Source organism: Kineococcus aurantiacus, assembly GCF_013409345.1.
GTDB lineage: Bacteria > Actinomycetota > Actinomycetes > Actinomycetales > Kineococcaceae > Kineococcus > Kineococcus aurantiacus.
In genome coordinates this window covers 2,427,756-2,453,155 of sequence record NZ_JACCBB010000001.1, presented here as the reverse complement: position 1 = coordinate 2,453,155, position 25,400 = coordinate 2,427,756, and the positions used below count along the sequence as shown (strand labels likewise).

The window sequence follows — 25,400 nt, the reverse complement described above, 5'->3', positions numbered from 1 at the left end:
GGTGAGGACCGGCCCCCGGGCCTCAGGTCCAGTACAGGAGGCGGGCCGCGGGCAGGCGGTCGGCGACGGCCGCCTCGAACCAGCCGCGCAGGTCGCGCATCGTGTCCCTGTCGTACACGTACTTCACGGCGCCGAACTTCCCGTGCTTGCGGCTGCGGGTCGACTCCTCGAGGTCGAGCTTGGTCCGCGGGTACCAGCCGAGCTGGACGTCCTTGCTCTTCGGCGTGAAGCGGTGCGTGATGCACTCCACCGTCAGGTCGGCGCCGGCGGGCAGTTCGGCCGCCGCGGCGTCCAGCAGCCCGGCGTACTGCCCGCGCCAGTCGTCCACCGGCATGATCGGCGCGATCGTCAGGCCCACGGGGTAGCCCGCCCGGGCCAGCCGCCCGAGGGCGTGCAGGCGCGCGGCGACGCGCGCGGTGCCGCCCTCGAAACGCTCGACGTCGGTGACGTTCACCGACGCGCGGACGCGGGTCCGGCCGTGGTGGGGCAGGTCCAGCAGCGGCTCGACGTCGTCGTACTTCGTCGTCAGCCGCAGCTGCACCGGCCCGGGCCAGTCGTGGGTGCCGAAGTGGGTGATCGTGGCGGCCAGCGACCCGGTGACGTGCTCCAGCGCCAGCGGGTCGGTGTAGCAGGACGCCTCGAACGTGGTGCCCTCGTGACCGCGCGCGGCCGTGCCGGAGGTCACGGCGCCCGTGCCGACCACGGCGTCCAGACCCTCCAGGACCCGGGGCAGGTCCGCGTAGACGCGGGTGATCGGCGGGCCCGCCAGCGAACCGGCCAGGTAGCAGTACTGGCAGTGGCCCGGGCAGCCCTCGGCCAGCGGGAAGGAGAAGTCCGCGCTCGGCGGGATCGGCGTGGGCCGCCGCTTGGACTGCGCGCTCGTGACGACGGCCAGGGTGCGCTTGGCGCGCGCGTACGTGGCGCGGTCGTCGTCCCCGCGCAGCGGCGGCAGGCGGTCGCCGGTCAGCAGCCGGACGTCGTCGACGCCCGCGGCGGCGAGGCGGTCCAGGATCGCGCGGCCGTGGGGTTCGGCCTGCGCGGAGGCGGTCACGAGGACGTGGCGGGGGACCCAGAGGACGGGCTTGGAGGCAGCAGCGGCGGTGGCCATCACCAGGTGCAACGAGCGGGGACCGCCGTCCCGTCCCGCGCGGGCCGTGACGTGTACCACCGGCCGGACGGGGAACAACCACGGTGTGCTGACCACACCCCTGCGCACCCTCTTCCGCGCCGTCGCCGCCGTGCGCGGCACCAAGGTGCTGCACCCGCGCGGGGAGGTCCACGCGGGCACCCTGGTGCGCCACGGGCTGCGGCCCGCGACGGGCGTGGCGTGGGTCGACGAACCCGGCGAGGACCGCGCCGTCGTGCGGTTCTCCCGCGGCGCCGGGCTGCCCGCCCCGCTGCCGGACGTGCTGGGCCTGGCGCTGCGGGTCCAGTCCCCCGACGGGGACCCCTGGGACCTGCTGCTGGCGACGACCCTGGGCCGGCGGGTGCCGTTCCCGCGCCGCGGCACCGGCTCCGTCGTGTACTCCAGCATCGAGGCGTTCACGACCCCGCGCGGGCGGCTGCTCGTGGGGGCCCGGGAGGTCGGCGGCCGGTTCCTGCTCGCCGTCGCCACCACGCGGGGGCCGTGGCGGCCGTTCGCGGAGCTGCACCTGCGCGACGGGGACGCGGGCGACGAGCCGCTGACCTTCGAGCCCGTGCGCCACGCGGTGCCGGGGCTGGAGGTGCCGCCCCGCTGGCGCCGCCTGCGCGAACCCGCCTACGACGGGTCGCGCCGCGGCCGGCGCTGAGGCTCACGCCCCGGCGGCCGCCAGGGCCAGGACCTCGTCGACGACCTCCGCCAGCGGCCTCGTCGCGTCGACGCGCACCCCGACCGCGGGGACGTCCTCCTGCGTGGCGTGCAGCCGGCGCGAGCGCTCCCGCTGCTCGGCCGTCGCACCCCACTCGTCGGTCCCGGCCCGCGCCGCCAGCCGCCGCTGCAGGGTCGCGGCGTCGACGGTGAGGACCACGACGACGTCGAACACGTCGAGGAACCGCGCCCAGTTCCGCGACCCCCCGCAGAAGAACGTCACCGGTCGTGAGCGGTCGGCCGCGATCCGCCGGACGGCGTCCACGGGCCACACGTGGTGCTCGTGCCGGGCGGGCCCGCCCGTCGGCTCCCCCGTCACCGGGTCGGCCTGGTGCGCCAGCTCCCGGTCGCCGTGGACGACGTGGAAGCCCCGGCGCTGCAGCTCGGTGGCCACCGACGTCTTCCCCGTGCCGGAGACCCCCTCCACGAGGACGTTGCGGACCCCCATCAGGCGGGGACGCGGGCCAGGCCGCCCCCCGCCCCGGCCGCGGCGCGCGGGAACCAGCGCTCCTCCGGGGCCGGGACGCCGAAGTGGAAGCCCTGCGCGGACTCCCAGCCCTGCGCGGCCAGGTGCTCGGCCTGGGCCGCGGTCTCCACGCCCTCGCACACGGAGCTGAGCCCGAAGCTGCCCGCCAGGCCCACGACGGCGGCGGCGATGCGGTCCGAGCCGGGGTCGTCGGGCAGGTCGGCGACGAACGACCGGTCGAGCTTGAGGCCGGTGACGGGCAGCCGCCGCAGGTACGACAGGGCCGAGTAGCCCGTGCCGAAGTCGTCGAGGAGGACGGGCACGCCGAGGCGGGCCAGGTCGCGCAGCTCCCGCTCGGTCACGGCGTCGCCGGAGACGAGGGAGGTCTCCAGCAGTTCCACCGACAGCCGGGACGGGGACAGCGCCCGCTGCCGCAGGCCGCGGGCGACGGCCGTCGCGAACGTCCCGTCCAGGCGGCGCGCGGAGGTGTTCACGGCCACCCGGGTGCCCGGGTGGCGGACCAGGAAGCCCAGCGCCTCGTCCAGGACGGCGGCGTCGATGGCTGTCACCAGGCCGCACTCCTCGGCCACGTCGAGGAACTGCCCCGGCAGCAGCAGCCCGCGGTGCGGGTGGTCCCAGCGCACGAGGGCCTCGAACCCCGTGCGGTGGCCGTCGCGCAGGGCCACGACGGGCTGGTAGTGCACGCGCAGCTCGCCGTGCTCCAGGGCGCGGCGCAGGTCGTTCTCCACGGTGAGCCGGCGCACGGCGCGCTCGCGCATCGCCCCCGTGAAAACCCGGCAGCAGCCGCCACCGGCGGCCTTGGCGGCGTCCAGGGCGGTGTTGGCGTCCCGCAGCAGCGTCGCGGCGTCCAGCGGCGGGCCCGCCGGGCAGTCGGCCCGCAGGTCCACCACGACGAGCCCGGTGCTCACGGCGCAGCGGATCTCCTGCTGCCCCCCGGGCACGTCCACCAGCATCGGGGCCGCCAGGCCGCGGGTGAGCCGGTGCGCGACGTCGACGGCCTCCTCGACGTCGGCCAGGCCGGGCAGGAGCACGAGGAACTCGTCGTCGCCGAGCCGGGCCACGACGTCGCCGAAGCGCACCCCGGCCACGAGCCGGCGCGCCACGCCCACGAGCACCTCGTCGCCGACGGCGTGACCGAGGCTCTCGTTGACGACGCGGAAGCGGTCCAGGTCGCAGGCGACGACGCCCAGCAGCCCGTCGCGGGTGCGCAGCCGGGCCGTCAGATCGGCCACGACCGCCGCACGGCTGCGCAGGTGGGTCACGGGGTCGTGGTCGCCCGGGGGGCGGTGGTGACCGCGCTGGTCGGTGTCGACCAGCTGGAGCACGACGACCGGGTCGCCGTCGTCGGTGGTGGACAGCGCGCACAGCGCCTGGCCGCGCAGGGCGGTGCCGTCGCGGCGGCGCACGAGCAGGTCCGTGGTGACGACGGCCACGCCCGCGAGGAGGTCCTCCACGACGCCGTCCAGGACACCGGCGGGGTCCGCGCCGCGGCCGGGGGGCGAGCCCTGGGACAGCAGGTCGCCGGCCCCGGCACCGACCAGCTCCCCGGCCGGCAGGTGCAGCAGCGCGGCGAACGCGGCGTTGGCCTCCAGCACCCGCCCGCGCAGGTCGGTGACGGCGACGCCCACGGCAGCGCCCGCCAGGACGCGCGTGAGGGCGGGGGGTCCCTCAGCGCCCACGGCCCACCTCCCGACGCATCGACGCATCTTCTAGAAGAATCCGGCTGCCGGATGAGTGTGCCGCCTGCCCGGCGCCCGCACAATCCGGCGTGCGGCCCAGCCGCTCCCGCCCCGCCGACCGGCCCCCGGGCGGGGCCGGTCCCCCGGCCGCCGCTGGGCCGTCCGGGGGACGCCCGGTCCCCCGGACCCCCCCGGTGCTCAGGAGATCCGTCCGAACGGTCGATCCCTCTCGCGTGGCGGACACCCCGGAGCAGCGAGAGCGACGCACGATCAGCCTGCGCAGCAGGTTGCTCGTCCTCGTCCTCGTCCCCGTGCTCGGGTTCTCCGCCTTCGCCTCGATCCTCGTGGTCCACCGCTTCCAGCGCGTCCAGGCCGCCGAGGACGCCGTGCGCCAGGTGCGCGCCGCCATCGCCCTCGACGAGGTGCGCGCCCGCGTGTCCGAGGAGGCCATCCCGCTGGTCTCCAGCGTCGAGCTGCTCGACCTCAGCGTCAGCGGCGGCACCACCGCCGAGCGCGACGACCTCAGCGTCAGCCTGGACACCCTCTACCGGGGAGCCGTCGCCCGGACCGACACCGCCGTCGCCGCCGCCACCACCGACCCCCTCGCCCGCGACGAGGTGCAGGCCTCCGCCGACCGCCTCGCCGCCGTCCGCGCCTCCTGGGGCGCCGGCCAGACCCCCGGCGAGCGCGAGACGAACAACCGGCAGCTGTTCGACAAGTACCGGTACCTCGTCGAGCAGCTCAGCCAGGCCGTCGACGCCCACCTGGCCACCGCGGCCGCCGAGGGCGGGGACCAGGGCCTGGAGAGCGCCGTCACCGACCTGCAGCAGGCCGCGAGCGCCACCACCCTGGCCGGCGAGGAGGTGCCCTACCTCCTGGGCTACCTGTCCGCGGCCCCCGGGGCCGAGGCCCCGGCCCGGCAGCTGTTCCTGCGCAGCTGGGCCGGTTTCCAGGTCGCCTCCGAGGGGGTGTCGACCTCCCGGCAGGCCGCCGTGCGCTCGGCCTGGACCGCCGCGCTCGCCGTCCCCGACAGCCAGCTCGTCGACAGGACCCTCATCGCGGCCGTCGCCTCCGACGAGCGCACCGTCCCGGCCTCGGCGGCCCTGCTGGCGCTGAGCACGGCCGTGATCGGGCGCGACGACGCCCTGCGCACCGTGCTGGACACCGCCGCGGGCGAGGCCGTCCGGGCCGCGGAGTCCTACCGCGCCCAGGCCCGCGACGAGCTCGTGAAGTACGCCGCGATCACCGCGGCCCTGCTGGTCCTGTCCGTCGGCGGCAGCCTCGTCACGAGCCGTTCCATCGGCGGTCCGCTGGCCCGGCTGGCCGACGCCGCCGGCTCCATCAGCCGCGGCGAGCTCGTCGACGTGGCCGTCGAGGGCCCCCAGGAGGCGCGCGTCGTCGCCCGCGGTCTCGGCGCGGCGGTCGCCAGCCTGCGCTCGGTGCAGGCCCAGGCCCAGGCCGTCGCCGACGGCGACCTCGACGACGCGATCCTCCAGCGCCCCGTCGGCGGGCCGCTGGGCCGGGTCGTGCACGCGTCCGTGCAGCAGATCGTCGGCGCCGTGCGCGAGCGCGAGGAGCTGCAGCAGGAGATGGCCCACCAGGCCACCCACGACGCGCTGACGGCGCTGCCCAACCGCGCCGAGGCGCTGGCGCAGGTGGACCGCGCGCTGCGCCGGGCCCACCGCAGCGGCGACCGCGTCGGGCTGCTGTTCATCGACCTCGACCAGTTCAAGACCGTCAACGACTCCCTGGGCCACCTGGCCGGCGACGCCGTCCTGCGGTCCGTGGCGCAGCGCCTGCGCGAGCGCGTCCGCGGCACCGACGTCGTCGCGCGGCTCGGCGGCGACGAGTTCGTCGTCCTCGTCGAGCCCGTCCAGGACGAGGTGGGGCTGCTGGGGTTCGGCCAGTCCCTCATCGAGACCGTGTCCCGGCCCATCCCGCTGCCCGGTTCGGCCGAGTCGCAGGCCGTCATCGGGGCCAGCGTCGGGGTGGCGGTGAGCCGCCTGGACGTCGTGCCCGGCGCCGACGGGGCCGACCGCCTGCTCCAGGAGGCGCACACGGCGGCCTACCGCGCCAAGAACGCCGGCCGCGGCCGCGTCGAGGTCTACGACGACGACCTGCGCGCCGCCCTGGCCGCCCAGGCCGCGGTCGAGGAGGGGCTGCGGCACGCCCTGGCCCACGACGAGCTCGTCCTGCACTACCAGCCGGTCACCGACCTCGACACCGGCCGGGTGCGCAGCGTCGAGGCGCTGGTGCGGTGGGAGAAGCCCGGGCAGGGGCTCGTCCCGCCCGGCGCGTTCATCCCCGTCGCCGAGGGTTCGGACCTCATCTGCGACCTGGGCCGCTGGGCGCTGCGGACGTCGCTGGCCCAGCTGGCCCGGCTCGACGCGGCCGGGGGCCCGGGGGCGGGTCTGCGCGTCGCCGTAAACATCTCCGGGCGGCACCTGCGCTCCCCGCGCCTGGTCCAGGACGTGCGCTCGGCCCTGGAGGCCGCCGGCACCGCCCCGGACCGGCTCACGCTGGAGGTCACCGAGACCGTCATGGTCGAGGACGACGCGGCGTGGGCGCGCCTGGAGGAGCTGCGCTCCCTGGGGGTCGCGGTCGCCATCGACGACTTCGGGACGGGCTACACGTCCTTCGGGCAGCTGGCCCGGGTGCCCGTCGACGTCCTGAAGATCGACCGCAGCTTCGTCGACTCCGAGGACCCGCGCACCGTCGAGCTCGTCCGCCTCGTCGTGGGCGCGGCGCGCAGCTTCGGGCTGAAGGTCGTGGCCGAGGGCGTCGAGCAGGCCTCCCAGGTCCGCGCGCTGCAGGCCGTGGGGTGCGACACCGCGCAGGGCTACTACTTCTCCCGCCCCGTCCCGGCCGACCGGCTGCCGGGCGCGGTGGAGGGCTGCACGCGGACCTTCGAGGCGACCGGCAGTTTCGAGACGGCCCTCTGACGGGCGTACCCTCGGTCGGGTTTTTCCTCCGAGGGAGAGAACGTGTCACAGGCAACGACGGCCCTGGACGCCGGTCACCTGACCGACGAGGCCATCCGCTCGACGATGACGAACTGCACCCGCGGCGAGGCGCACCGCATGCGCGTCCCCGACTGGGTCCACGGCACCGACCCCGTCCGCGAGGTCGTGGGCTGGCGCGACCCCAAGGCCCCCGAGCGGGGCTGGCTCCTGGTGCCGCTGGGTGAGGCCGTCGTCGGCCTGGCCCTGCGCGCGACGCCCGGGAAGGGCGTGCGGGCCACCGCCATGTGCGACCTGTGCCGCACCACCCGCTCCCCCGGCGAGGTGAGCCTGTTCGTCGCCGCCCGCGCCGGGGAGTCCGGCCGGAAGCTGAACACCGTGGGGACGTACGCCTGCACCGACCTCGCGTGCGCCGACAACGTGCGCGTCCTGCGCGCGACGCCGCGGCTGAAGCCGGACCCGGGGCTGAGCGTGTCCCAGCGCCAGGAGGCGCTGCGCGAGCGCGCGGCCACTTTCGCCCGCAAGGTGCTGTCCACCGCCGACTGAGGCGGACGGGTGACGGCGGTGCCGACCACCCCGCGTGAGCGTGTAGAGTCGTCCTCGCACGTTGCGGACGTAGCGCAGTTGGTAGCGCATAACCTTGCCAAGGTTAGGGTCGCGAGTTCGAGTCTCGTCGTCCGCTCTGTGGAGTACCGTCGGCCCCGTGGGCCGACGGTACTTTCGCGTTCGGGGGGTGTGGGTCCTCTACCGGGCCGCACGCAACCTCCCCGTCAGCGCCCTGGCCCTGGTCTGGGCGCGCCACCACGGCGCCACCCTCACCGTCGGCGGCGACCTGTTCGTCGAGGCCTCGGGGATGCCGCGCGGCACCTACGGCCGCGGCGGCACCACCGTCGGGAACGTCTGGCTGCACGGCGACCTGGGCGGCCCCGTGCGCCGGCGCCACGAGCTGCGGCACGCCGACCAGTACGCCCTGCTCGGGACGGTCCCCTTCCTGGCCCTCTACGGGCTGAACGCCCTCCTGACGCGCAACCTGCCGCACCGCAACGTCTTCGAGCGCTGGGCCGGGCTGGCCGACGGCGGGTACGCCGCGCCCCCGCCGCGGCCGCGCCTCAGGACGGGACGACGACGAGGTCGGTGAGCGGCTCGGGCCGCACCCGCACGGCCAGGACGGCCACGTCGTCCTCGGCGTGACCGGCCACGAGGCCCAGCACGTGGTCGCAGATCTCCGCCGGGGACATGCCCGCGAATCCCGTCGCCGTCTCGGCCAGCCACGCCAGCCCGTCGTCGAGGCCGGCGCCGCGGCGCTCGACGAGCCCGTCGGTGAACAGCAGGACCGTCGCCCCCGGCGGCAGGCCGTGCACGTGGTCGGCGCGCGGGAACCCGGCCTCCAGCCCCAGCAGCAGGTCCGGGCTCGTGCGCAGCATCTCCACGGCCCCGTCGGGGGAGACGACCAGCGGCGGCGGGTGGCCCGCGTTCGACCAGCGCAGCCGCCAGTGCGAGGAACCCTCCAGGGGTTCGACGGTGGCCAGGACGCCCGTCGCCAGGGCCCCCACGCCGAGGTCGCGCATGGCGCGGTCCAGGGCCGCGAGCGCCGCGGCCGGGGACACCTCCAGGGAGTAGCCGATGCCGCGCAGCAGGTTGCGGACCTGCCCCATGGCGGCGGCGGCGTCCTGGTCGTGGCCGGTGACGTCGCCGATGACGAGGCAGGCGGTGCCGGCGGCGGTGAGGAAGGCGTCGTGCCAGTCGCCGCCGACCTGGGCGTGCTCGGCGGCGGGCAGGTAGCGGACGGCGATCTCGAGGTGGTCCGGTTGCGGCGCGGCGGTCAGCAGGCTGCGCTGCAGGGTCTCGGCCATGGCGCGCACGGCGGTGGCGGCGGCCCGCTCGGCCTGGGTGGCGCGGACGCGGTCCAGGGCCTGGGCGGTGGAGGCCGCGAGGGCGGTGAGGACGTCGGTGTCCTCGGCGGACAGCCGGCGGGGGCTGCGCCAGGACAGGCCGAGGGCGCCGACGACGCGGTCGGAGACCCACAGCGGCCACGCGGCGGTGCGGGAGTCGCCGTCGTCGAGGACGGCGGTGCCGTTGAGGGCGGCGTCCAGGGCGCCGACGGCGGGGTCCTGCGCATCGCCGAGGACGCGGACCGCGCCCTCCTCCAGCACGCCGAGGACGATGCCGTCGGCCCCGAGGAGGGCGGCGGCGCCGCGGCCCAGGACGCGCAGGACGTCGGCCTCGGTGTCGACCGAGGGCAGGGCCTGGGCGACGGCGACGAGCCCGGCCAGGCGCTGGGCCTGCCACTGCTGCAGGTCCGCGCGGCGGCGCTCGGCCTCGTAGGAGGCGGCGGCGGACAGGGCGTCGCCGACGGTCGCGGCGACCAGGCGCAGGAAGTCGCGGTACGCGGCGTCGACGGGGACGAGGTCGCTCAGGCGCGCGGCCAGGACGCCGGGGGACTCCCCGCCGAGGGCGGCGGGGACGCGGACCCAGGCGAGCGGGCCGCCGTCGGGCTGCTCGCGCACGAGCACCTCGCGCGGTCGCAGCGGCGCGGGGGGCGGGGGCAGCCGCGGGGTCTGGCCGGGCAGCTGCAGGTCGGCGGCGGGCAGGTCCAGCGGGGCGGTGGCCAGCACGTCGAGGGCCTTGCCGGCCAGCTCGGCGGGGGGCGCCAGCTCCGAGGCGAGGTCGCCGAGCCGGGTGAGCAGCTCCAGGCGCCGGTGGTCCTGGACCTGGCGGGTGGTCTCGACGGCGATGTCCATGACGCCGGCGATGCGCCCGTCGTCGTCGCGGACCGGGGAGTAGGAGAAGGTGAAGAACGTCTCCTCGAGGTGGCCGCGCAGGTCCAGCACGAGGGGCAGGTCCTCGAACCACACCGCCTCCCCCGTCAGGGCCTGGGCGAACAACGGTTCGAGGTCGTCCCACGCCTCGGGGAACACCTCGCTGACGGGGCGGCCCAGCGCCTGCGGGTGCTTGCCGGGGATCATCTCGGCGTAGGGCTGGTTGTAGACCATCGTCAGGTCCGGGCCCCAGCAGATGACGATGGCGAACCGGGTCTCTAGGGCCAGTTCCAGGACGCGGCGCAGCGCCCCGGGCCAGGTGGTGGGGTGGCCGAGGGAGGTGGAGGCCCAGTCGACCTCCTCGTAGGCGCGCCGGAGGTCCTCCTCGGTCCCGAACGGGAGACGCGCCACCACGGGCACGAACCTAGTGGTGATCGCTCAGCGCGGCGCGCTCTCGGCCGCGCGCAGCCAGCGGGAGCCGGTGCCCTGCCGGCGGCGGTGTCGCCGGAGTTCAGCAGGGTGCAGCGGGCCAGCGACAGGCACCCGCACCCGATGCAGCCGTCCAGGGAGGTCCGCAGGGCCTGCAGCTCGCGCAGGCGGGCGTCGAGGAGCTCCTGCCAGACGGTGCCGACGCGGGCCCACTCGCGCGCCGAGGGGGCGCGGTCGGTGGGCAGGGTGGCGAGGGCGTCGCCGATGTCGGCCAGCGACAGGCCGACGCGCTGACCGGCGGCGATGACGGCCAGGCGGCGCAGGACGTGGCGGGGGAAGCGGCGGCGGCCGCCGGCGTCGCAGACGGCGGTGAGCAGGCCGCGCTCCTCGTAGTAGCGCAGGGCGGGGACGGACAGGCCGGCGCGCGCGGCCACGGCGCCGATGCTCAGGAGGTCGTCGCGGGCGCTCACGGGCCCATCGTGCCGTCCCCGCCCGGCGGGGTGGTCCTGCCGGGGTCAGGTGCCGGGGGCTGGACCGGCGTGGGCCGGTGGCGTATCGTTGAGGCTTCAACATATCCGACCGAGAGCACCAGGGGTTCGTCGTGGAGATCGGCATCAGCGCGTTCGCGGAGACGACGCCCTACCCGGACAGCGGGACCACCCTCTCCCACGCCGAGCGGCTCAAGGAGGTCGTCGAGGAGATCGAGCTCGCCGACCAGGTCGGCCTCGACGTCTACGGCCTCGGGGAGCACCACCGCCCCGACTACGCCGCCTCCGCCCCCGCCGTCGTCCTCGCCGCGGCCGCCACCCGGACCAGCCGCATCCGGCTGTCCACCGCCGTCACCGTCCTCTCCTCCGACGACCCCGTCCGCGTCTTCCAGCAGTTCGCGACCCTCGACGGCCTCTCCGACGGCCGCGCCGAGATCATGGCCGGCCGCGGCTCCTTCATCGAGTCCTTCCCGCTCTTCGGCTACGACCTCGGCGACTACGACGAGCTGTTCGCCGAGAAGCTGGACCTGCTGCTGGCCATCCGCGACAACCCCGCGAAGGTCACCTGGGCCGGCGGCAAGCACCGCGCCGCCATCGCCGGCCTCGGCGTCTTCCCGCTGCCCGTGCAGCAGCCCCTGCCCGTCTGGATCGCCGTCGGCGGCAACCCCCAGTCCGTCGTGCGCGCCGGGACCCTCGGCCTGCCGCTGGCGCTGGCGATCATCGGCGGGATGCCCGAGCAGTTCGCGCCCCTCGTCGACCTCTACCGGCAGGCCGGGCGCAAGGCCGGGCACGACGAGTCGGTGCTGCGCGTCGCCACCCACTCCCACGGGTTCGTCGCCCCCACCACCGCCCAGGCCGAAGCCGTCCACTTCAAGCCCTACCAGGCCGTCATGAACCAGCTCGGGCGCGAACGCGGCTGGGGGCACTTCTCGCACACCTCCTACGAGGCGGCCCGCTCCCGCCGCGGCGCGCTGCTCGTCGGCTCCCCCGAGGAGGTCGCCGAGAAGATCCTCTTCCAGCACGAGCACCTGGGGATCGACCGGTTCATGCTGCACCTGTCCGCCGGGACGATGCCGCACGCGGACGTCATGAAGGCCGTGGAGCTGCTGGGGACCGAGGTCGCGCCGCTGGTGCGCAAGGAACTCGGCTGACGCTCGCGGGTTCGGATCGTTGTGACAACGCTCGCGATGATCGGCAGCGTTGTCACAACGATCCGAACCTCGGCGCTGCGGCCTCTTCGTTCCGAAGCTTCGCAGGAGCACCCAGACCGTCTCGTTTTCCCTACTGCCGCCTCCAGCTCAACCCATAGGCGTCCCTAGTCGTCCGAGTCCGTTGTCACGCAGATAGACACTCGCTCGTGCGTCAACGACAGCAGCGTGCGAAGCCCCGCCGGCCCCTAAGTGAGGGCCTCGACTCGGTCTCCACTATGCCTATCGCTAAGCTGCGAAGCACCCTCGACGCCTCCATATTGCCGGGGTGACTGGCATGCATCGGGCACGGGAGGCTCATGTCGATGAGCATCAGGACGCCACCGACAGCCTGCGCTGTCTATGGCAGGAGTGCATCGGCATACGCCCTCATCGATGGCGGTTATAGGTGGCCTCGCAGCTGGACGTGACCCGCCAGATTGCCTGGACGACTTCAGCGGCACTCGGGACGGCGAGTCGCAGTGTCGCTCAGGCGCGTCTTGTGACCGATAGACACTCGGGGCTCGGGTCCAACGCGACGTCGGAGGATCCCCGTAGGTTGACTCCCACCGAGGAGATCGGTCCTGACCATGAGGGGTTGGCCGCGTGCTGAACGACAACGTAGCTCAAGGAAGCTACGGCGAGGCGCTCATACAGGTGATGGCTTGCGCGGCGGGGCTTACCTGGTCCAAGAAGCATCTAGACGTCGACGGCACCGACCTCAGCGTGCATTACCCCGGCCGAGCGCCAAATGGGCGCCGACACGCTCAAATCGATATGCAAATCAAGTCCGATTCGGCGCCCTCCATTGTTGATGAATCGATCAGTTATTCACTACCGGCAAGAAATTATGACGACTTGGTGGGAGAACCGGGAATTGAGTTTCCCGTGCCGCGAATTCTTGTTGTTGTCAAGACGCCAAAAAATATTGAAGAGTACATGGTGCTCCGCCAGGAGAACTACGAACTCAATCATCTCGCATACTGGGTCTCGCTAATGAACGAGGAACCCGTTGCCGATAGTGCGAAATATCGAACGGCTCACGTGCCGCTGAGCAATCCGCTGTCCGCGGAGACCTTGCAGAATCTTGTCACACGAAAGGTGGAGGAATGGCGATGACCGCGTCCTTTATTGACGACGCCTACCTCAGCAGTATTGAACCAAGCCGCGCAAGGCAAGTGCTGCAGATGAAGGGCTGGACGCCGTCCGAGAGGTACGGCAATGTAGTCGTCCTCTCCCAAGGAGATAATGCCAGCGTGCTTCTTCCCCTGAGACGAGGAATGCGTGGGTACCTTGGGCAATTGCGCGACGTACTGCAACAGGTAGCGGACTTCGAAGAGTCGAGCCTCCCCGAACTAGTTGCAGATATTCTGTCCGTGGATAAAGACGTTCATAACGTCTCTCTCCAAACTCAAAGCAGCGCCTCACTGCCCGTCGTTGACCTCATCGAGTCAGCGCAGGGAATCCGGGCTTGGGCGCTGGCCTGCGCGACCACGGAGGCCAGCGATACCTTCCGACCCGTACAGGCGACGAGACGACCCGATGCAGCCACCGCCTTCCTGGGCGCCGTCGAGGTCGCTCAAACGCGCCCAGGGAGCTTCGTCTTGCCTGTCACCGTTGCTCTGCCTCCTATGGTCGGCCAGCAGACGCTGGCCCTACATGAGAGCAATGAGCCATCGGAAGAAGACCCATTCGAAAGACTCGCCTCCTACCGCATGGCCAAAGACGCACGATTGGCCCACAAGGCGGCTACACAATTGCTAGATGGAGATGACCTGCAGGCCTTCGACCATGCAGTCGCAGATGGGCTTACAGCCAACTCGCTTGAGGCTCTATCGCGTATAGGCAGTGCAGCCACCGGGTTCCGACTGGAAACGCGCTGGTCTTCCGCGAGGCCACTACCTGCTTCTCCCGCAATTCACTTCGAAGAACGGCATATTGAAGTTTTGACCGAGGCTGCGCGCATTCTTAGGGAGCGCGCACTGCAAGACGACGTCACCATACTTGGAAATGTCACGCGACTGCACCGAGAGGCTTCAGATGGTCCCGGTGAAGTGACAATTGCCGGTACTTTTGAAGATGATGAAAGCGAGCGGTTGCGGCGCGTGACTCTTGCGGTAGCAGACGAAGACTATAGGTTGGCAATCAATGCTCATAATGACGGGTTGTTCGTATCGGCGTCCGGCCAGGTGAAAAGATCTGGAAATCGACTGCGCATGCTGGCGGCGCATTCTTTCAAGGTGCGCCCAGACATCGCTAGCACTTGAGGGCAGGTGACCAACTACATAGTTCGCTGAGTCGAGATGAATACTATCCGCAGGGACACCGATCATTCCCACCGCGCGTACTCCAGCGGAGCCACCTTCTCGCTGCGGTGTGCGGATCCGCGCAACGAATGGTGCCCCCTACAGACGGATGCGCGGATCTGTACAGCGCGGCCGGGGGTCCAGGGGGCGGGAGCCCCCTAGTACCACCCGCTCAGCCAATCGATTTCGTCACTAGGTCCGGCTCGCGCCGGGAACGGCGCCTGCGCCGCACGCGCGGCGCGAGCCGGGCGCCGGTCGCGCAGCGGCCGGCCTTGACGGAGTAAAGAAAGTTCTCATAACGGGGCGCGGATGCCGGCAAACCTTGCGCTGGGCGCCCGAATCAGGCCAGCGTGCTGGTGCTGTGTTCGGCGTAGTGCTCGCTGCGACCCGGGGCAGCGTCCAGGGCGGCCCGAACGCGACGGTCGGGCATCAGGTCGTCGATGGCGGCTAGGTTGTGGGACGCGGTGGTACCAATCTCGTCGCCCTCCTTGGGTGCAGGTGCCCAGTCGACAAGCAACAGTCCAGCGATGGATAGCTCGGTCCCCAGATCTTCGACGACCTCACGGCGCACAGCGGCAAGGGGGCCCTCCTGGCTCCACGTAGCCGCCAGGGATGTCCCAGTGCTGAAATATGGATCGGATCTTTGAAAATACCTAGCAATTACAGAATAGGCGCAAGCAGGTACGCCTCTTTAAGCGGCGCTTACTTGGGTTGGATCTACTAAATAGTGTAGATACGCTCGTGTAATAATCTGCCTTCTAGAGAAGCTAGAAAAAACAACACGCCAGGAGCCAAAGCGCGATGGAACAAAGAAGCATGGGGATCTGGCATTGTAGGATCTCAGCCACCAGGAGCAACTACTGCGGATTTATTCTCAACCACTGGAAGGAATAGAGAAGCGTCGGACCCATTCTGCCAACCACTCCACGAGGTCAGATGTGAGCTCTTTACTTTCGCCGCCATGAGCAATCCTGGAGCGCGTTTTGAGTGCCCTGGACAAAGTCAGGTAGGTTTCACTGTCAAACAAATCGAGGTCAAATGCGTTCTCCAAGAGACGGGGGCCGACCAGAGGGCGTTGACGATCTTTGAAAGAAGCATCTTCTTGAGTTACCGCTCTCGTTAAAACACTCTCAACCGCCGCCCAGACTAGTAATAGGCCGGCATCGACGCTGATCGACGAGATCCTTACAGCTTTTTCTGCTCGATCCAGCGCAGTAGCTAGCGGCGTATTTTCCGCTTCTTCCCCGAGCCACATAAGCCTAAAGGACCAGTTCGGCAATTGGTCAACTGCCGCAGACATCTGATCAATCTGATCTTTCAATGCGGGATTGCGTCGTATTGCTTGCACACCTTTGACCTCAATGATCAGGTTTTCATCCCCCCTGCGAGCAACAAGGTCTGGATGAAAGTTTTGCAAACCTAGGGGCAAGTCTTTGGGAGACGGCTCAACCACTACTGCCCATCCTTCTCTCTGCAGATCCAAGGCAACCTCAGAGGCGGTGCTACGTTCGTGGTTGAAAGAGGTGCTCATATCAAGAAACTTCCCATCCGCGTCGGCGAGTCCAGTCTCAAGTAGACCGCAGGGCTTCCATTCAAGGCAGCAGCAGTAAATGTCTTGTATAGTAAAGGGGGAACATTTGACAGATTGTACTGTTGCCCCACGTCGAGCCGAGCAACAACAATCTGTTCAACAGCATCATCATCGTATAACGGTAACTGACCAGCTAAAGGATCTTGTGGCCCAACCCACAAACCGTCTAAGGTATTCTTGATTTTGTTGTCAAGATCTCCGTTCACTCCTGCATCGCAGACCACCATAGTGAAACGCACGGGCATCGTGATGACTAGCCAACCCTGGTTGTTCCAGTTCTTAACCGCTTCATTTTGAACGGCCCCCTTCCAAGCAGCTCTCGCAGTAGAGTTTTTGCTTTGATGTGAGGTAGGCCGCCCCTGCACTGATATCTCCCACGGGAGCGGGGGGGTTTTTAATGGAGCCGGCGTGCCAGTGGCCACTAGAATCGATCCTATACGGTCAGAGAATGGCTCAACATACTGACGGCTTGTCGCAGCATAACGTCATCTTTCAGCCGGCAACCTTCGTCTACTCAGCGTAACGGGTGAGTACCAAATAGTCACTGCTTCTGCGGACCTGCTCATGGCTATTTTGAGGCCCGTCGTCCGACCGTCCTGTGCCACACAAGCAGATGAAGCAGGTACGCGACGTGGACTGACGACAGCCAACCGAAAGCTCCACTGCATAACAGCCACGCAGTCAGTCACTCACAACGTCAGAGGCCCGGCCCCGCTCACGCGGTTCCGGGCCTCTGACCTGCGGTCTTGCTGGTCGGGGTGACAGGATTTGAACCTGCGGCCTCTTCGTCCCGAAGCAAGCACGAGCGCCTGTCCACAAGGTTGTCCACACTGTCCACAGGCGGACTGTGGATCAGTCCCCCGGCCAGGACCCCGTGAGCTTCTCGAAGAGCACCGCGCCGCCGCGGTCGGAGGCGGCCTTCACGACGGCGAACACGAGGCCCTGCAGGGCCGCGGCGGGCAGCACCTGCTTCCACGGGTACTCGTGCTGGAGGGCGTCGGGGGCGTCGTCCTCGCCGGAGACCTTGCGCCACACCTGCTTGACGATGGCGCCGGCCACGACGCCGCCGAGGGCGCCGGAGGCCAGGCCGATGGGGCGGTAGACGAGCTTGGCGACGTTCACCGCGTCACCGCTTGCGGACGACGAGCCAGATGGCCAGGGCCGTCGCGACGACGATGGCGCCGACGAGGACGCCGGTCTGCTGCTTGGGGGTCCCGGGGGCGCTGTCGCTGACGTCGTGGACCTTCTGCTGGGCGGTCTGCTTGAGATCCTCGGCCTTGGCCTGGGCCTGGGCCTTCACGTCGGCCTTGGCCGCGAGGGCGTCGGCCGTGCTCGCCAGTCGCTCGCGGGTCGCCGCGATGTCCTTCTCGAGCTCGTCGCGGTCGGTGGGGACGCTGTCGCTCATCGCTTGAAGCCCTCCTTGACGACCTGGACGTCCTGCTTGAGCCCCTCGACGGCCGCCTGCGGGGTCGGCGGCGTCGCCTGCTGGACCTCCTTCTTGCCCATGAGGGCCAGGACGCCGGCGAGCGCGAAGAGCACCACGGCGACGATCAGCGCGGCCAGCCACGCCGTGACGGCGTGGGAGAGGGCGATGATCGCCGTGGTGACCAGGGCCCCGACGCCGAAGAACGCCAGCAGACCGGCCCCGGAGAACATCCCGATCCCGAGGCCGGCCTTCTTGCCCTTGGCGGCGAGGTCGATCTTGGCGAGCTGCACCTCGTCGCGGACCAGGTGCGAGACCTGCTCGGTCAGCTGGCTGACGAGCTCACCGACGCTGGCGTCGGTGCGGGGCGCGGACGATGTCGTCGGCCCGGGACCGTGCGTGACGGTGAGGTCGCCGGCCCGGGTGGACCCAGTCGGTTGAGACATGAGGTCCTCTTACCCGCTCCGCGGATCTTCAATCACCCCATGTGCGGGTACCGGTGCGTGGTGGGCGCCACGAACGTCTCCTTGACCGCGCGGGGGCTGGTCCAGCGCTGCAGGTTGTAGATCGAGCCGGCCTTGTCGTTGGTGCCGGAGGCGCGGGACCCGCCGAAGGGCTGCTGCCCGACGACGGCGCCGGTGGGCTTGTCGTTGACGTAGAAGTTGCCCGCCGCGAAGCGCAGTGCCTCCGAGGCCTCGGCCACGGCCGCCCGGTCGGTCGCGATGATCGAGCCGGTCAGGCCGTACGCGGCGCCGGAGTCGACGGTGCGCAGCACCTGCGGCCAGTCGCGGTCCTCGTAGACGTGGACGGCGAGGAAGGGCCCGAAGTACTCGGTGCAGAACGCGTCGTCGGTCGGGTCCTGGCCCAGGACGACGGTCGGACGCACGAAGTACCCCTCGGAGTCGTCGTAGGTGCCCCCGGCGGCGATCGTGAGGCCGTCGGTGGCCTTGGCCCGCTCGATCGCGGCGACGTTCTTGGCGTAGGAGCGGGCGTCGATGACGGCGCCGCCGAAGTTCGACAGGTCGGTCACGTCGCCGTAGGTGAGGGAGTCGACGGTGGCGAGGAACTCCTTGCCCATGACCTCCCACACCGAGCGGGGGACGAACGCGCGGGAGGCCGCGGAGCACTTCTGCCCCTGGTACTCGAACGCGCCCAGGGTCAGCGCGGTGCTGAGCACCGCCGGGTCGGCCGAGGGGTGGGCCAGGACGAAGTCCTTGCCGCCGGTCTCCCCCACGAGGCGCGGGTAGGTGCGGTAGCCCGCGATGTTCTCCCCGACGGTCCGCCACAGGTGCTGGAACGTGGGGGTGGAGCCGGTGAAGTGGATGCCCGCCAGGTGCGGGTCGGCGAGCAGGACCTCCGAGACGTCCTTGCCGTCACCGGTGAGCAGGTTGATGACGCCGGGGGGCAGCCCGGCCGCCTCCAGCAGCTTCATGGTGTGCCAGGCCGCGAGGGTCTGCGTCGGGGACGGCTTCCACACGACGGTGTTGCCCATGAGCGCGGGCGCGGTGGGCAGGTTCCCCGCGATGGCCGTGAAGTTGAACGGCGTGATCGCGTAGACGAAGCCCTCCAGCGGGCGGTGGTCCAGCCGGTTCCAGACGCCGGGGCTGGAGACGGGCTGCTCCTCGAGGATGCGGCGGCCGAAGTGCACGTTCCAGCGCCAGAAGTCGACCAGCTCGCACGGGGCGTCGATCTCGGCCTGCTGCGCCGTCTTCGACTGGCCCAGCATCGTCGCGGCGGCGATCTTCTCCCGCCACGGGCCGGCGAGCAGGTCCGCGGCGCGCAGGAACACGGCGGCGCGGTCGTCGTAGTCCATCGCGGCCCAGTCGTGGCGGGCCGCGAGCGCCGCGTCGGCGGCCCGGCGGGCGTCCTCGCGGGTGGCGGTGCCGAAGGTGCCCAGGACGCTGGCGTGCTGGTGCGGCTGGACGACGTCGTGCTTCTCCCCCGCGCCCAGGACGGCTTCGCCGCCGATGGTCTGGGTGAGCTCGACGGGGTGCGCGACGTGCTCGGCGAGGGCGTCGGTCAGCAGCTTGCGCTCGGGGCTGCCGGGCGCGTAGCCGTGGACGGGTTCGTTCCGCGGGGCGGGGACGTCGGTGACGGATTGCACGGCGGTTTCCTTTCCGGTCAGCCCGCGACGAGGGAGCGGGCGAAGAACGCGAGGTTCGCGGGGCGCTCGGCCAGGCGGCGGGAGAAGTACCCGTACCAGTCGGTGCCGTAGGGGATGTAGACGCGCATGGTGTGCCGGGCGGCGAGGCGCTTCTGGTCGGCGGCGCGGATGCCGTAGAGCATCTGGAACTCCGCCGAGCCCACGGGCCGGGAGGCGAGGAGCTCCTCGGCGAGGGCCGTGATGCGCAGGTCGTGGGTGGCGATCATCGGGTACGCGCCGCCGTCGAGCAGGACCTTCAGGCAGCGGACGTACGCCTTGTCGACGTCGGCCTTGGCGGGGTAGGCGACCTCGGGGGGCTCGTTGTAGGCGCCCTTGACGAGGCGGACGCGGGACCCGGCGTGGGCGAGGTCGCGGGCGTCGCCCTCGGTGCGGCGCAGCATGGCCTGCAGGACGCACCCGGTGCGGGGGAAGTCCGCCCGCAGGGTGCGCACGGTCTCCAGGGTGTCCTCGACGCGGGTGTGGTCCTCCATGTCGACCGTCACGTCGACGCCGTGGGCGTGGGCGCGTTCGACGAGGCGGTGGGCGCGCTCGGTGGCCCGGCGCGGGCCGTCCGGACCCAGGCCCTGCCCGAGGGCGGAGAGCTTGATCGAAATCTCGTTGCCGCGCCCGAGGCCCTCGGCGGCGAGCCGGTCGAGGAGCTGGGTGTAGCCGGTGACGGTCTCGTCGGCCTGCTCGGGGGCGGTGACGTCCTCCCCGAGCCGGTCGAGGGTGACGGCGATGCCGTCGCGCGTGAGGTCGCGCACGGCCTGAGTGGCCGCCTCGACGTCGTCGCCGGCGATGAAGCGGGCGACGACGGGGCGGCTGAGGGTGCTGCCGGTCACGAGCCGGCGGACACCGCTGTTGCCTGCGACACCGAGGAGGAGTTGTCCGAACACACCTCGACGCTAGGCCCCTGCGCGCCCCCGAAGCCACCGACGGACGTCACACGTCCACGCCGTTCCGTCATCCAGGTGGATGATGCGCGGGTGAACCCCACCGACCAGGTGCAGGACCTCGTGGACACCGTCGCCGAGCTCACCGGCGCACCCGTCACGCTGGAGGACCGGGACCTGCTGCTCGTGGCCTCCTCCGGCCACGACGACGACGTCGACGACGTGCGGCGCCGCTCGATCCTGCGCCGGCGCTCGGACCCCGTCGTGCAGGAGCTGTTCAACGGGTTCGGCATCGCCCGCGCGACCGGGCCGCTGCGCATCCCCGGCGACCCCGCCTCCGGGCGGCTGTCCCGGTGGTGCCTGCCGGTGCGCTGGCGCGGGGTGACCTACGGGTACCTGTGGCTGCTCGACCCGCACGGCCGGGTGCGCGTGGACCACCTCGAGCGCGTCGAGGAGGCCCTCGACCTGGTCGCCGCGCACCTGGCGACCCGCGCGCGGACCGCCGACCGCACCACCTGGGCCGTCGGGGAGCTGCTGTCCACCGACGCCGGGTCCCGGGCCCGCGCGGTCGAGGAGCTGCAGCGCGACGGGCTGCTCACCCCCTCCGTCACGGTCGTCGCCCTGGCCCCGGCCGACGGCGGCCCGACGGGCGTCGTCAACGGCTGGCTGCTGCCGCGGTCGGTGCTGGTGGCCGCGGTGGGGCACCGCGCGGCGCTCGTCGTGCCCGAGCCGCTGGCGGGCCGCGACGTCGCCGAGCGCGCCGCGGCCGCGCTGCTGTCCCAGCACCCCGGCGGCCTGGCCGTCGGGGTGTCCGGGGTCGTCGCGGCCCCGGCCGCGCACCTCGGGTGGCGGCAGGCGGACGCCGCCGTGCGGGCCGGGGGCGCGGGGGTGCGCGAGTGGGAGCGGCTCGGCGCGCACCGGCTCCTGGCCCTCGGGGACCCGGCGACGGTCGTCGTCGACGACCGCGCGCGCCGGCTGCTGGCCGAGCCCGAGCTGGCGGGCACCGTCCTGACCTACCTGGACCTCGCGGGGTCGGCGCAGCGCACGGCGCAGGCGCTGTCGATCCACCGGCAGACGCTGTACCACCGGCTGCGCCGGGCCAGCGCGGTCAGCGGGTACGACCTGGACGACGGGCGGGAGCGGACGGCGCTGCACCTGGCGCTGGTGCTGGGCCGCCCGCCGGTCGCGGGGCCGTGACCGGCGCGCGGTTCCGGCCGCTGACCGCCGGGGACCTGCCCGGCCTGAGGTGGGCCGGGTCCCCGACGCTGCTGCGGGCGCTGCGGGCGGACCTGGGGCGGGGCGCGGACGTGGAGCACCTGGCGGCCGTGGTCGACGGCGCGGTCCGGGGGTTCGGGGCGGTGGACCTGGTGGTGCAGCCGGGGCGGGGGGCGCTGTTCGGGCTCGTCGTGCACCCCGCCCACCGGTCGCGGGGCCTGGGCACGGCGCTGGTGCGGGCGCTGGAGGAGCGGGCCCGGGCGCGCGGGGCCCGCGGGGCGGTGCTGGAGGTCGAGGTCGACAACCCCCGGGCGCTGGCGCTTTACGAGCGGCTGGGCTACCGGCGGGCCGGGACGACGGTGGCCTCGTGGACGGCCGAGCGCCCGGACGGGACCACGTACGAGCACCGGGCGCGGTGCCGGGTGCTGCGGCGGCCCCTGCTCTGACCCCGCCCCCGGCGGATCGACCTGGTGATCGCGGCGACCGCGCGGGCGCACGACCTCCCGCTCGTCACCTCCCACCTCGGCGACTACCGCGGCCTGGAGGGGTTGCTGGAGCTGAGGAGCCCCTGACGCGCCGCCGCGCCGCGATCGGGGGGGCCGCTGCGCTCAGGCGGGGACGAGCTCGGCACGGCGGCGGCGCGGGGTGCGCGCGCCGAGCCGCTCCAGCGGCAGGAACGCCGCCCAGCACACGACGGTCGGCAGGAAGTGGATGCCGAGGGTCAGGTACGTCGAGAGGTGGAAGAGCAGCGCGGCGCCGACGGCGCACGCCAGCCACCGGCCCTTGAGCCACAGCGCGACGGGCGCGCAGAACTCGCAGACGAGCACGACCCACTGGACGGCGACGAGGAAGGCGGGGAACCGGCCGACCTGGTCGCCGAGGCCGGAGCCGCGGCGGGTGACGGCCCAGACGGTGACGGCGCCGTTGGCCCAGTCCCAGGGGGTGCCGGAGCGGACCCACTTGCTGACCGCGGACCCGGCGTAGGTGGCCACGGTGGCGATCTGGACGCAGCGCAGCGCCCAGCCCGCCGCGCGGGAGGGGGTCGGGTCGTCGAAGTCGGCGCGGCCGGCGGTGAGCAGGACGACCATGGCGACGACGACGGCCATGTGGTCGTGGGCGACGTAGCCGAAGCCCATGGACCAGCCCGTCCACACCAGGTACCCGGCGGAGCTGAACCAGCCCGCGAGGTGGCGGGTGCGGCGGGGGGCGGTGAGGACGACCCCGAGGACCATCGCCGCCAGGGCCAGGGCGGCGGTCGCGGTGGTGGGCGGCGGCAGGTGCAGGAGGCGGCCGACGAGGGTGGGCCGCCAGAACGCGCCGACGTGGACGTGCGAGAACACGTGGTCGGTGATCAGCAGCGCGTCCACGACGGCGAAGCAGCCCAGCAGCAGGCGCAGCCAGGCGACGCGGGCCCGCGGCAGGGCGGGGACCAGGAACGCGCCGACGCCCCTCACGGGGCGGTCCAGGTGGCGAGGACGCGCACGGCGGCGGGGCCGACGACGCGGGCGTCGTGCAGCTGGTGCTCGCTGCGGACCAGGCGCAGCTCGCGCAGCGGGGCGGCGCCGGGGTGCAGCTGCTGGCGGGAGCGGGCCAGGACGCCGAGCAGCTGCGGGTCGGCGACGATCCGCTGCCCCTGGCTCTCGACCTCGGCGCGGGACATCCCGATCGAGCGGGGGCTCAGGGGCACCTGGACGACCTCGCCGTCGACGGTGGTCCCCTCCAGGGACGTCATGACGACGCTGCCGTCGGCGGAGCGGGGGGTGGCGTACTGGGACAGCGACCCCAGCGGGAACCAGTCGTTGGTGTCGGCGAGCTGGCCGCCGAGCAGGACGGCCAGGCCCACCCCGACCGCGGCGACGCGCCAGGCGACGGACCCGGGTGGAAGCTCCCCCGTGCTCGTGGTGCTCACAGGCGGTGATTCTCGCCCACGGGGGGTCAGCTGCGGGGGCGAACGGCCCCACCGGTGCCCACCGCGCCGACGCGCACCGCGACGAGGGCCACGTCGTCCTCGGGGTGCTCGGGCAGCAGGTCGTCGAGGACGGCGTCGCACAGCTCCTCCAGCCCCAGGGCGGCGTGCCGGGAGACGGCGTCGAGCAGGCGGGCCGTCCCCACGTCGAGGCTCTGGTCGCGGCGCTCGACGAGGCCGTCGGTGTGGAACAGCAGGGTGTCGCCCTCGTGCAGCAGCAGCTCGCCGTCGTGCCGCTCGGTCCCCGGGTCGATGCCGAGCAGCAGGTCCGGGCCGAGGCGGCGGTCGGCCGCGACGAGCGGGACGACGGTGCCGGTGCCGCGGAGCAGGACGGGCGCGGGGTGGCCGGCGCTGGAGAACTCCAGGAACACCCCGTCGGGCTGGGGTTCGAGCCGGCCCACGAGCGCGGTGGCCATGGTGCTCAGCCCGAGCCCGGCCATCGCGGCGTCGAGGCGGCCCAGCAGCCCGGCGGGTCCGTCGGGGGCGGCGAAGGAGATGCCGCGCAGCACGTTCCGCAGCTGGCCCATGGCCGCCGCGGCCCCGATGTCGTGGCCGACGACGTCGCCGATGACGAGCATCGTCGACCCGTCGGGCTGGTGGAAGGCGTCGTACCAGTCGCCGCCGACCTGGGCGGCCTGCGCGGCGGGCCGGTAGCGGACGGCCGTCTGCCAGTGCGGGGACTGGGCGGGCGGGGTGAGCAGGTCGCGCTGGAGACCCTCGGCGATCCGCTGCTGCTGGCCGTAGAGCCGGGCGTTGTCGAGGGCGAGGGCGGCGCGCTCGGCGACCCCGGAGACGGTGGCGAGGTCCTCGACGTCGAAGGGGCGGCGGCCGCGGTCGCGGGCCAGGGTCACGAGGCCGACGGTGCGGCCGCGGGCCCGCAGCGGCAGGACGACGACGCCCTCGGGGTCGAGCCGGGTGATCTCGTCGGCGGCCGGGCCGGGGTCGAGGACCTGCCGGATGGCGTCGACGGCGGGCACGGGCAGCGTCACGGGACGGCCGCTGCGCACGGCCTGCAGGATGTACGGCGGCCCGGCGGGGTTGTGCGCGACGAGGGCGCGCAGGCGGTGCGAGCGGTAGGACTCCAGCAGCTCCTGGCGGGCGGGGTCGGCGTGCTGGCAGCCGACGTCGCGCAGGGTGGCGTGCTCGTCGACGACCGAGACGATGCACCAGTCGCCCAGCACGGGCACGAGGATCCCGGCCAGCCGGGCGACGGCCGTCTCGGCGTCGAGCGTGCCGGACAGGTGGGCGCCGACGCTGGCCAGCACCTGCAGCTGCGTCGTGGCGCGCTCGGCGGCCCGCTCGGCGTCGCGGCGCGCGCCGGAGGGCAGCAGCACGACGCTGGTGCCCTCCCCGTCGGGCCAGGCGCGCAGCTCGCACCACAGCGACAGCGGCGCGGGGTGCAGCAGCTCGACGGTCTCGGCGCGGCCGGTGCGCTCGACGCTGCGCAGGACGCGGTCGGCGTCGGTGCCGGCGGCGAGGTCGAAGACGTCGTGCCAGCGCCGGCCCAGCAGCTGCGCGCGCGGGCGGCCCGCGATCCGCTCGGCCTCGGCGTTGAGGGTGCGCAGGGTCCCCTCGGGGTCGAGGGCGTAGTACGCCGCGGGCAGCAGCTCCAGCGCGCTGGCGAGGTCCTGCACGTGGTCGCGGGTGGTGTCGTAGGCCACGCCGACGACGCGGACGGGGGCGCCGCCCTCGCGCAGGACCCGGCCGCGCACGCCCACCCACGCGGGCGCCCCGCCGCCGGCGCGCAGGTGCAGTTCCACGTGGAACGGCTCGTCGCACTCCACCGCGGTGGTCACCGCGTCCCGGAACCGGGTGAGGTCGGCGGGGGTGAGCAGCTCGGCCAGCCGGCGCTCGAACCCGCCGGAGGAGCGGTCGGCGGGGTGGCCGAACAGCGCGGCCAGGCGCTCGTCGGCGTGCAGCCGCCCGGTCCGCAGGTCGTGGTCGAACAGGGCGAGGCCGGCGGCGTCCAGGGCGAGGGTCAGGCCGACGCGCTCGGCGTCCTGGGCCGGGTCGAGCACGTCCTCG

Annotated in this window: 26 protein-coding genes and 1 tRNA gene; 11 read left to right on the top strand and 16 right to left on the bottom strand. The window is 72.5% G+C overall.

Annotated features, from left to right (window positions below; genetic code table 11):
- Positions 1-22: 22 nt before the first annotated feature.
- Positions 23-1,108 carry a spore photoproduct lyase family protein gene (locus BJ968_RS11900; protein WP_179752078.1) on the bottom strand — a complete coding sequence of 362 codons (1,086 nt, stop codon included), beginning with the start codon at positions 1,106-1,108 and terminating at the stop codon, positions 23-25.
- Positions 1,109-1,193: 85 nt separating this feature from the next.
- Between BJ968_RS11900 and BJ968_RS11895 the strand changes: the two genes are divergently transcribed.
- Positions 1,194-1,790, top strand: a complete 597-nt coding sequence (locus BJ968_RS11895) for a catalase family protein (protein ID WP_179752076.1) — start codon at positions 1,194-1,196, stop codon at positions 1,788-1,790.
- A gap of 3 nt (positions 1,791-1,793) precedes the next feature.
- On the opposite strand, the gene BJ968_RS11890 is transcribed toward BJ968_RS11895, so the two are convergent.
- Both BJ968_RS11890 and BJ968_RS11885 read right to left on the bottom strand, forming a co-directional pair.
- A complete protein-coding gene (locus BJ968_RS11890; protein WP_179752074.1) occupies positions 1,794-2,297 on the bottom strand; it encodes an AAA family ATPase in 504 nt (167 codons plus the stop codon).
- A complete protein-coding gene (locus BJ968_RS11885; protein WP_179752072.1) occupies positions 2,297-4,015 on the bottom strand; it encodes an EAL domain-containing protein in 1,719 nt (572 codons plus the stop codon). The genes BJ968_RS11890 and BJ968_RS11885 overlap by 1 nt, the downstream gene beginning before the upstream one ends.
- Positions 4,016-4,248: 233 nt before the next feature.
- Between BJ968_RS11885 and BJ968_RS11880 the strand changes: the two genes are divergently transcribed.
- The 4 genes from BJ968_RS11880 to BJ968_RS11865 all read left to right on the top strand — a co-directional run bounded on the left by BJ968_RS11880 (position 4,249) and on the right by BJ968_RS11865 (position 8,113).
- Positions 4,249-6,957 (top strand): putative bifunctional diguanylate cyclase/phosphodiesterase, encoded by a 2,709-nt coding sequence (locus BJ968_RS11880; RefSeq protein WP_343077982.1) that lies wholly within the window; start codon positions 4,249-4,251, stop codon positions 6,955-6,957.
- Positions 6,958-6,999: 42 nt separating this feature from the next.
- On the top strand, positions 7,000-7,521 hold the full coding sequence (locus BJ968_RS11875) for an FBP domain-containing protein (RefSeq protein WP_343077981.1): 522 nt from the start codon (positions 7,000-7,002) through the stop codon (positions 7,519-7,521).
- Positions 7,522-7,584: 63 nt separating this feature from the next.
- Positions 7,585-7,657 (top strand) — tRNA-Gly (locus BJ968_RS11870).
- A gap of 51 nt (positions 7,658-7,708) precedes the next feature.
- Positions 7,709-8,113: a hypothetical protein gene (locus BJ968_RS11865; RefSeq protein ID WP_179752070.1), complete on the top strand. Its 405-nt coding sequence runs from the start codon at positions 7,709-7,711 to the stop codon at positions 8,111-8,113.
- Here the strand turns inward: BJ968_RS11865 and BJ968_RS11860 are convergent.
- Together BJ968_RS11860 and soxR are read right to left on the bottom strand one after the other, a co-directional pair.
- Positions 8,085-9,992, bottom strand: coding sequence for a SpoIIE family protein phosphatase (locus BJ968_RS11860; RefSeq protein ID WP_343078257.1), 1,908 nt, complete (start codon positions 9,990-9,992; stop codon positions 8,085-8,087). The two genes, BJ968_RS11865 and BJ968_RS11860, sit on opposite strands and share 29 nt — an antisense overlap.
- A gap of 20 nt (positions 9,993-10,012) precedes the next feature.
- Complete coding sequence (gene soxR, locus BJ968_RS24580) at positions 10,013-10,633, bottom strand: redox-sensitive transcriptional activator SoxR (protein ID WP_343077980.1); 621 nt, start codon at positions 10,631-10,633, stop codon at positions 10,013-10,015.
- A 131-nt stretch (positions 10,634-10,764) separates the two neighbouring features.
- Between soxR and BJ968_RS11855 the strand changes: the two genes are divergently transcribed.
- The 3 genes from BJ968_RS11855 to BJ968_RS11845 all read left to right on the top strand — a co-directional run bounded on the left by BJ968_RS11855 (position 10,765) and on the right by BJ968_RS11845 (position 14,105).
- Positions 10,765-11,802, top strand: coding sequence for an Atu2307/SP_0267 family LLM class monooxygenase (locus tag BJ968_RS11855; RefSeq protein WP_179752066.1), 1,038 nt, complete (start codon positions 10,765-10,767; stop codon positions 11,800-11,802).
- 642 nt (positions 11,803-12,444) lie between these two features.
- Complete coding sequence (locus BJ968_RS11850; RefSeq protein WP_179752063.1) at positions 12,445-12,957, top strand: DUF4365 domain-containing protein; 513 nt, start codon at positions 12,445-12,447, stop codon at positions 12,955-12,957.
- The gene (locus BJ968_RS11845; protein WP_179752060.1) at positions 12,948-14,105 is read left to right on the top strand and encodes a hypothetical protein; all 1,158 of its coding nucleotides are present in this window, start codon (positions 12,948-12,950) and stop codon (positions 14,103-14,105) included. The genes BJ968_RS11850 and BJ968_RS11845 overlap by 10 nt, the downstream gene beginning before the upstream one ends.
- A 379-nt stretch (positions 14,106-14,484) precedes the next feature.
- On the opposite strand, the gene BJ968_RS11840 is transcribed toward BJ968_RS11845, so the two are convergent.
- From BJ968_RS11840 to BJ968_RS11805, 8 genes are all read right to left on the bottom strand, one after another.
- A complete protein-coding gene (locus BJ968_RS11840; RefSeq protein ID WP_179752058.1) occupies positions 14,485-14,715 on the bottom strand; it encodes an NUDIX hydrolase in 231 nt (76 codons plus the stop codon).
- A 303-nt stretch (positions 14,716-15,018) separates the two neighbouring features.
- Positions 15,019-15,675 carry a hypothetical protein gene (locus tag BJ968_RS11835; protein WP_179752056.1) on the bottom strand — a complete coding sequence of 219 codons (657 nt, stop codon included), beginning with the start codon at positions 15,673-15,675 and terminating at the stop codon, positions 15,019-15,021.
- Positions 15,672-16,157 carry a RusA family crossover junction endodeoxyribonuclease gene (locus tag BJ968_RS11830; protein ID WP_179752053.1) on the bottom strand — a complete coding sequence of 162 codons (486 nt, stop codon included), beginning with the start codon at positions 16,155-16,157 and terminating at the stop codon, positions 15,672-15,674. The genes BJ968_RS11835 and BJ968_RS11830 overlap by 4 nt, the downstream gene beginning before the upstream one ends.
- A gap of 430 nt (positions 16,158-16,587) precedes the next feature.
- A complete protein-coding gene (locus BJ968_RS11825; RefSeq protein WP_179752051.1) occupies positions 16,588-16,857 on the bottom strand; it encodes a DUF4235 domain-containing protein in 270 nt (89 codons plus the stop codon).
- A gap of 4 nt (positions 16,858-16,861) precedes the next feature.
- Positions 16,862-17,140: a DUF3618 domain-containing protein gene (locus BJ968_RS11820; protein WP_179752049.1), complete on the bottom strand. Its 279-nt coding sequence runs from the start codon at positions 17,138-17,140 to the stop codon at positions 16,862-16,864.
- On the bottom strand, positions 17,137-17,604 hold the full coding sequence (locus tag BJ968_RS11815) for a phage holin family protein (RefSeq protein ID WP_179752045.1): 468 nt from the start codon (positions 17,602-17,604) through the stop codon (positions 17,137-17,139). Before BJ968_RS11815 ends, BJ968_RS11820 begins: the two co-directional genes overlap by 4 nt.
- Positions 17,605-17,636: 32 nt before the next feature.
- Positions 17,637-19,262, bottom strand: coding sequence for an L-glutamate gamma-semialdehyde dehydrogenase (gene pruA, locus BJ968_RS11810; protein ID WP_179752043.1), 1,626 nt, complete (start codon positions 19,260-19,262; stop codon positions 17,637-17,639).
- Positions 19,263-19,279: 17 nt separating this feature from the next.
- Positions 19,280-20,197 carry a proline dehydrogenase family protein gene (locus BJ968_RS11805; RefSeq protein WP_179752041.1) on the bottom strand — a complete coding sequence of 306 codons (918 nt, stop codon included), beginning with the start codon at positions 20,195-20,197 and terminating at the stop codon, positions 19,280-19,282.
- Between the two features lie 90 nt (positions 20,198-20,287).
- On the opposite strand from BJ968_RS11805, the gene BJ968_RS11800 reads away from it, so the two are divergent.
- Genes BJ968_RS11800 through BJ968_RS27160 form a run of 3 tightly spaced genes read left to right on the top strand, consistent with a single transcriptional unit; the run spans position 20,288 to position 21,981 of the window.
- Complete coding sequence (locus tag BJ968_RS11800) at positions 20,288-21,391, top strand: helix-turn-helix domain-containing protein (protein WP_179752039.1); 1,104 nt, start codon at positions 20,288-20,290, stop codon at positions 21,389-21,391.
- Positions 21,388-21,855, top strand: coding sequence for a GNAT family N-acetyltransferase (locus tag BJ968_RS11795; RefSeq protein ID WP_179752037.1), 468 nt, complete (start codon positions 21,388-21,390; stop codon positions 21,853-21,855). The genes BJ968_RS11800 and BJ968_RS11795 overlap by 4 nt, the downstream gene beginning before the upstream one ends.
- A 24-nt stretch (positions 21,856-21,879) precedes the next feature.
- Positions 21,880-21,981, top strand: a complete 102-nt coding sequence (locus BJ968_RS27160; RefSeq protein ID WP_425491492.1) for a type II toxin-antitoxin system VapC family toxin — start codon at positions 21,880-21,882, stop codon at positions 21,979-21,981.
- Positions 21,982-22,017: 36 nt separating this feature from the next.
- Here the strand turns inward: BJ968_RS27160 and BJ968_RS11790 are convergent, their stop codons facing one another.
- From BJ968_RS11790 to BJ968_RS11780, 3 genes are read right to left on the bottom strand one after another with little or no spacing between them, the layout of a single operon-like run.
- On the bottom strand, positions 22,018-22,863 hold the full coding sequence (locus BJ968_RS11790) for a hypothetical protein (protein WP_343077978.1): 846 nt from the start codon (positions 22,861-22,863) through the stop codon (positions 22,018-22,020).
- Entirely contained in the window at positions 22,860-23,318 is a 459-nt protein-coding gene (locus tag BJ968_RS11785; RefSeq protein WP_179748105.1) for a hypothetical protein, read from the bottom strand. Before BJ968_RS11785 ends, BJ968_RS11790 begins: the two co-directional genes overlap by 4 nt.
- Positions 23,319-23,344: 26 nt before the next feature.
- Positions 23,345-25,393 (bottom strand): SpoIIE family protein phosphatase, encoded by a 2,049-nt coding sequence (locus BJ968_RS11780; RefSeq protein ID WP_179752035.1) that lies wholly within the window; start codon positions 25,391-25,393, stop codon positions 23,345-23,347.
- Positions 25,394-25,400 lie beyond the last annotated feature (7 nt).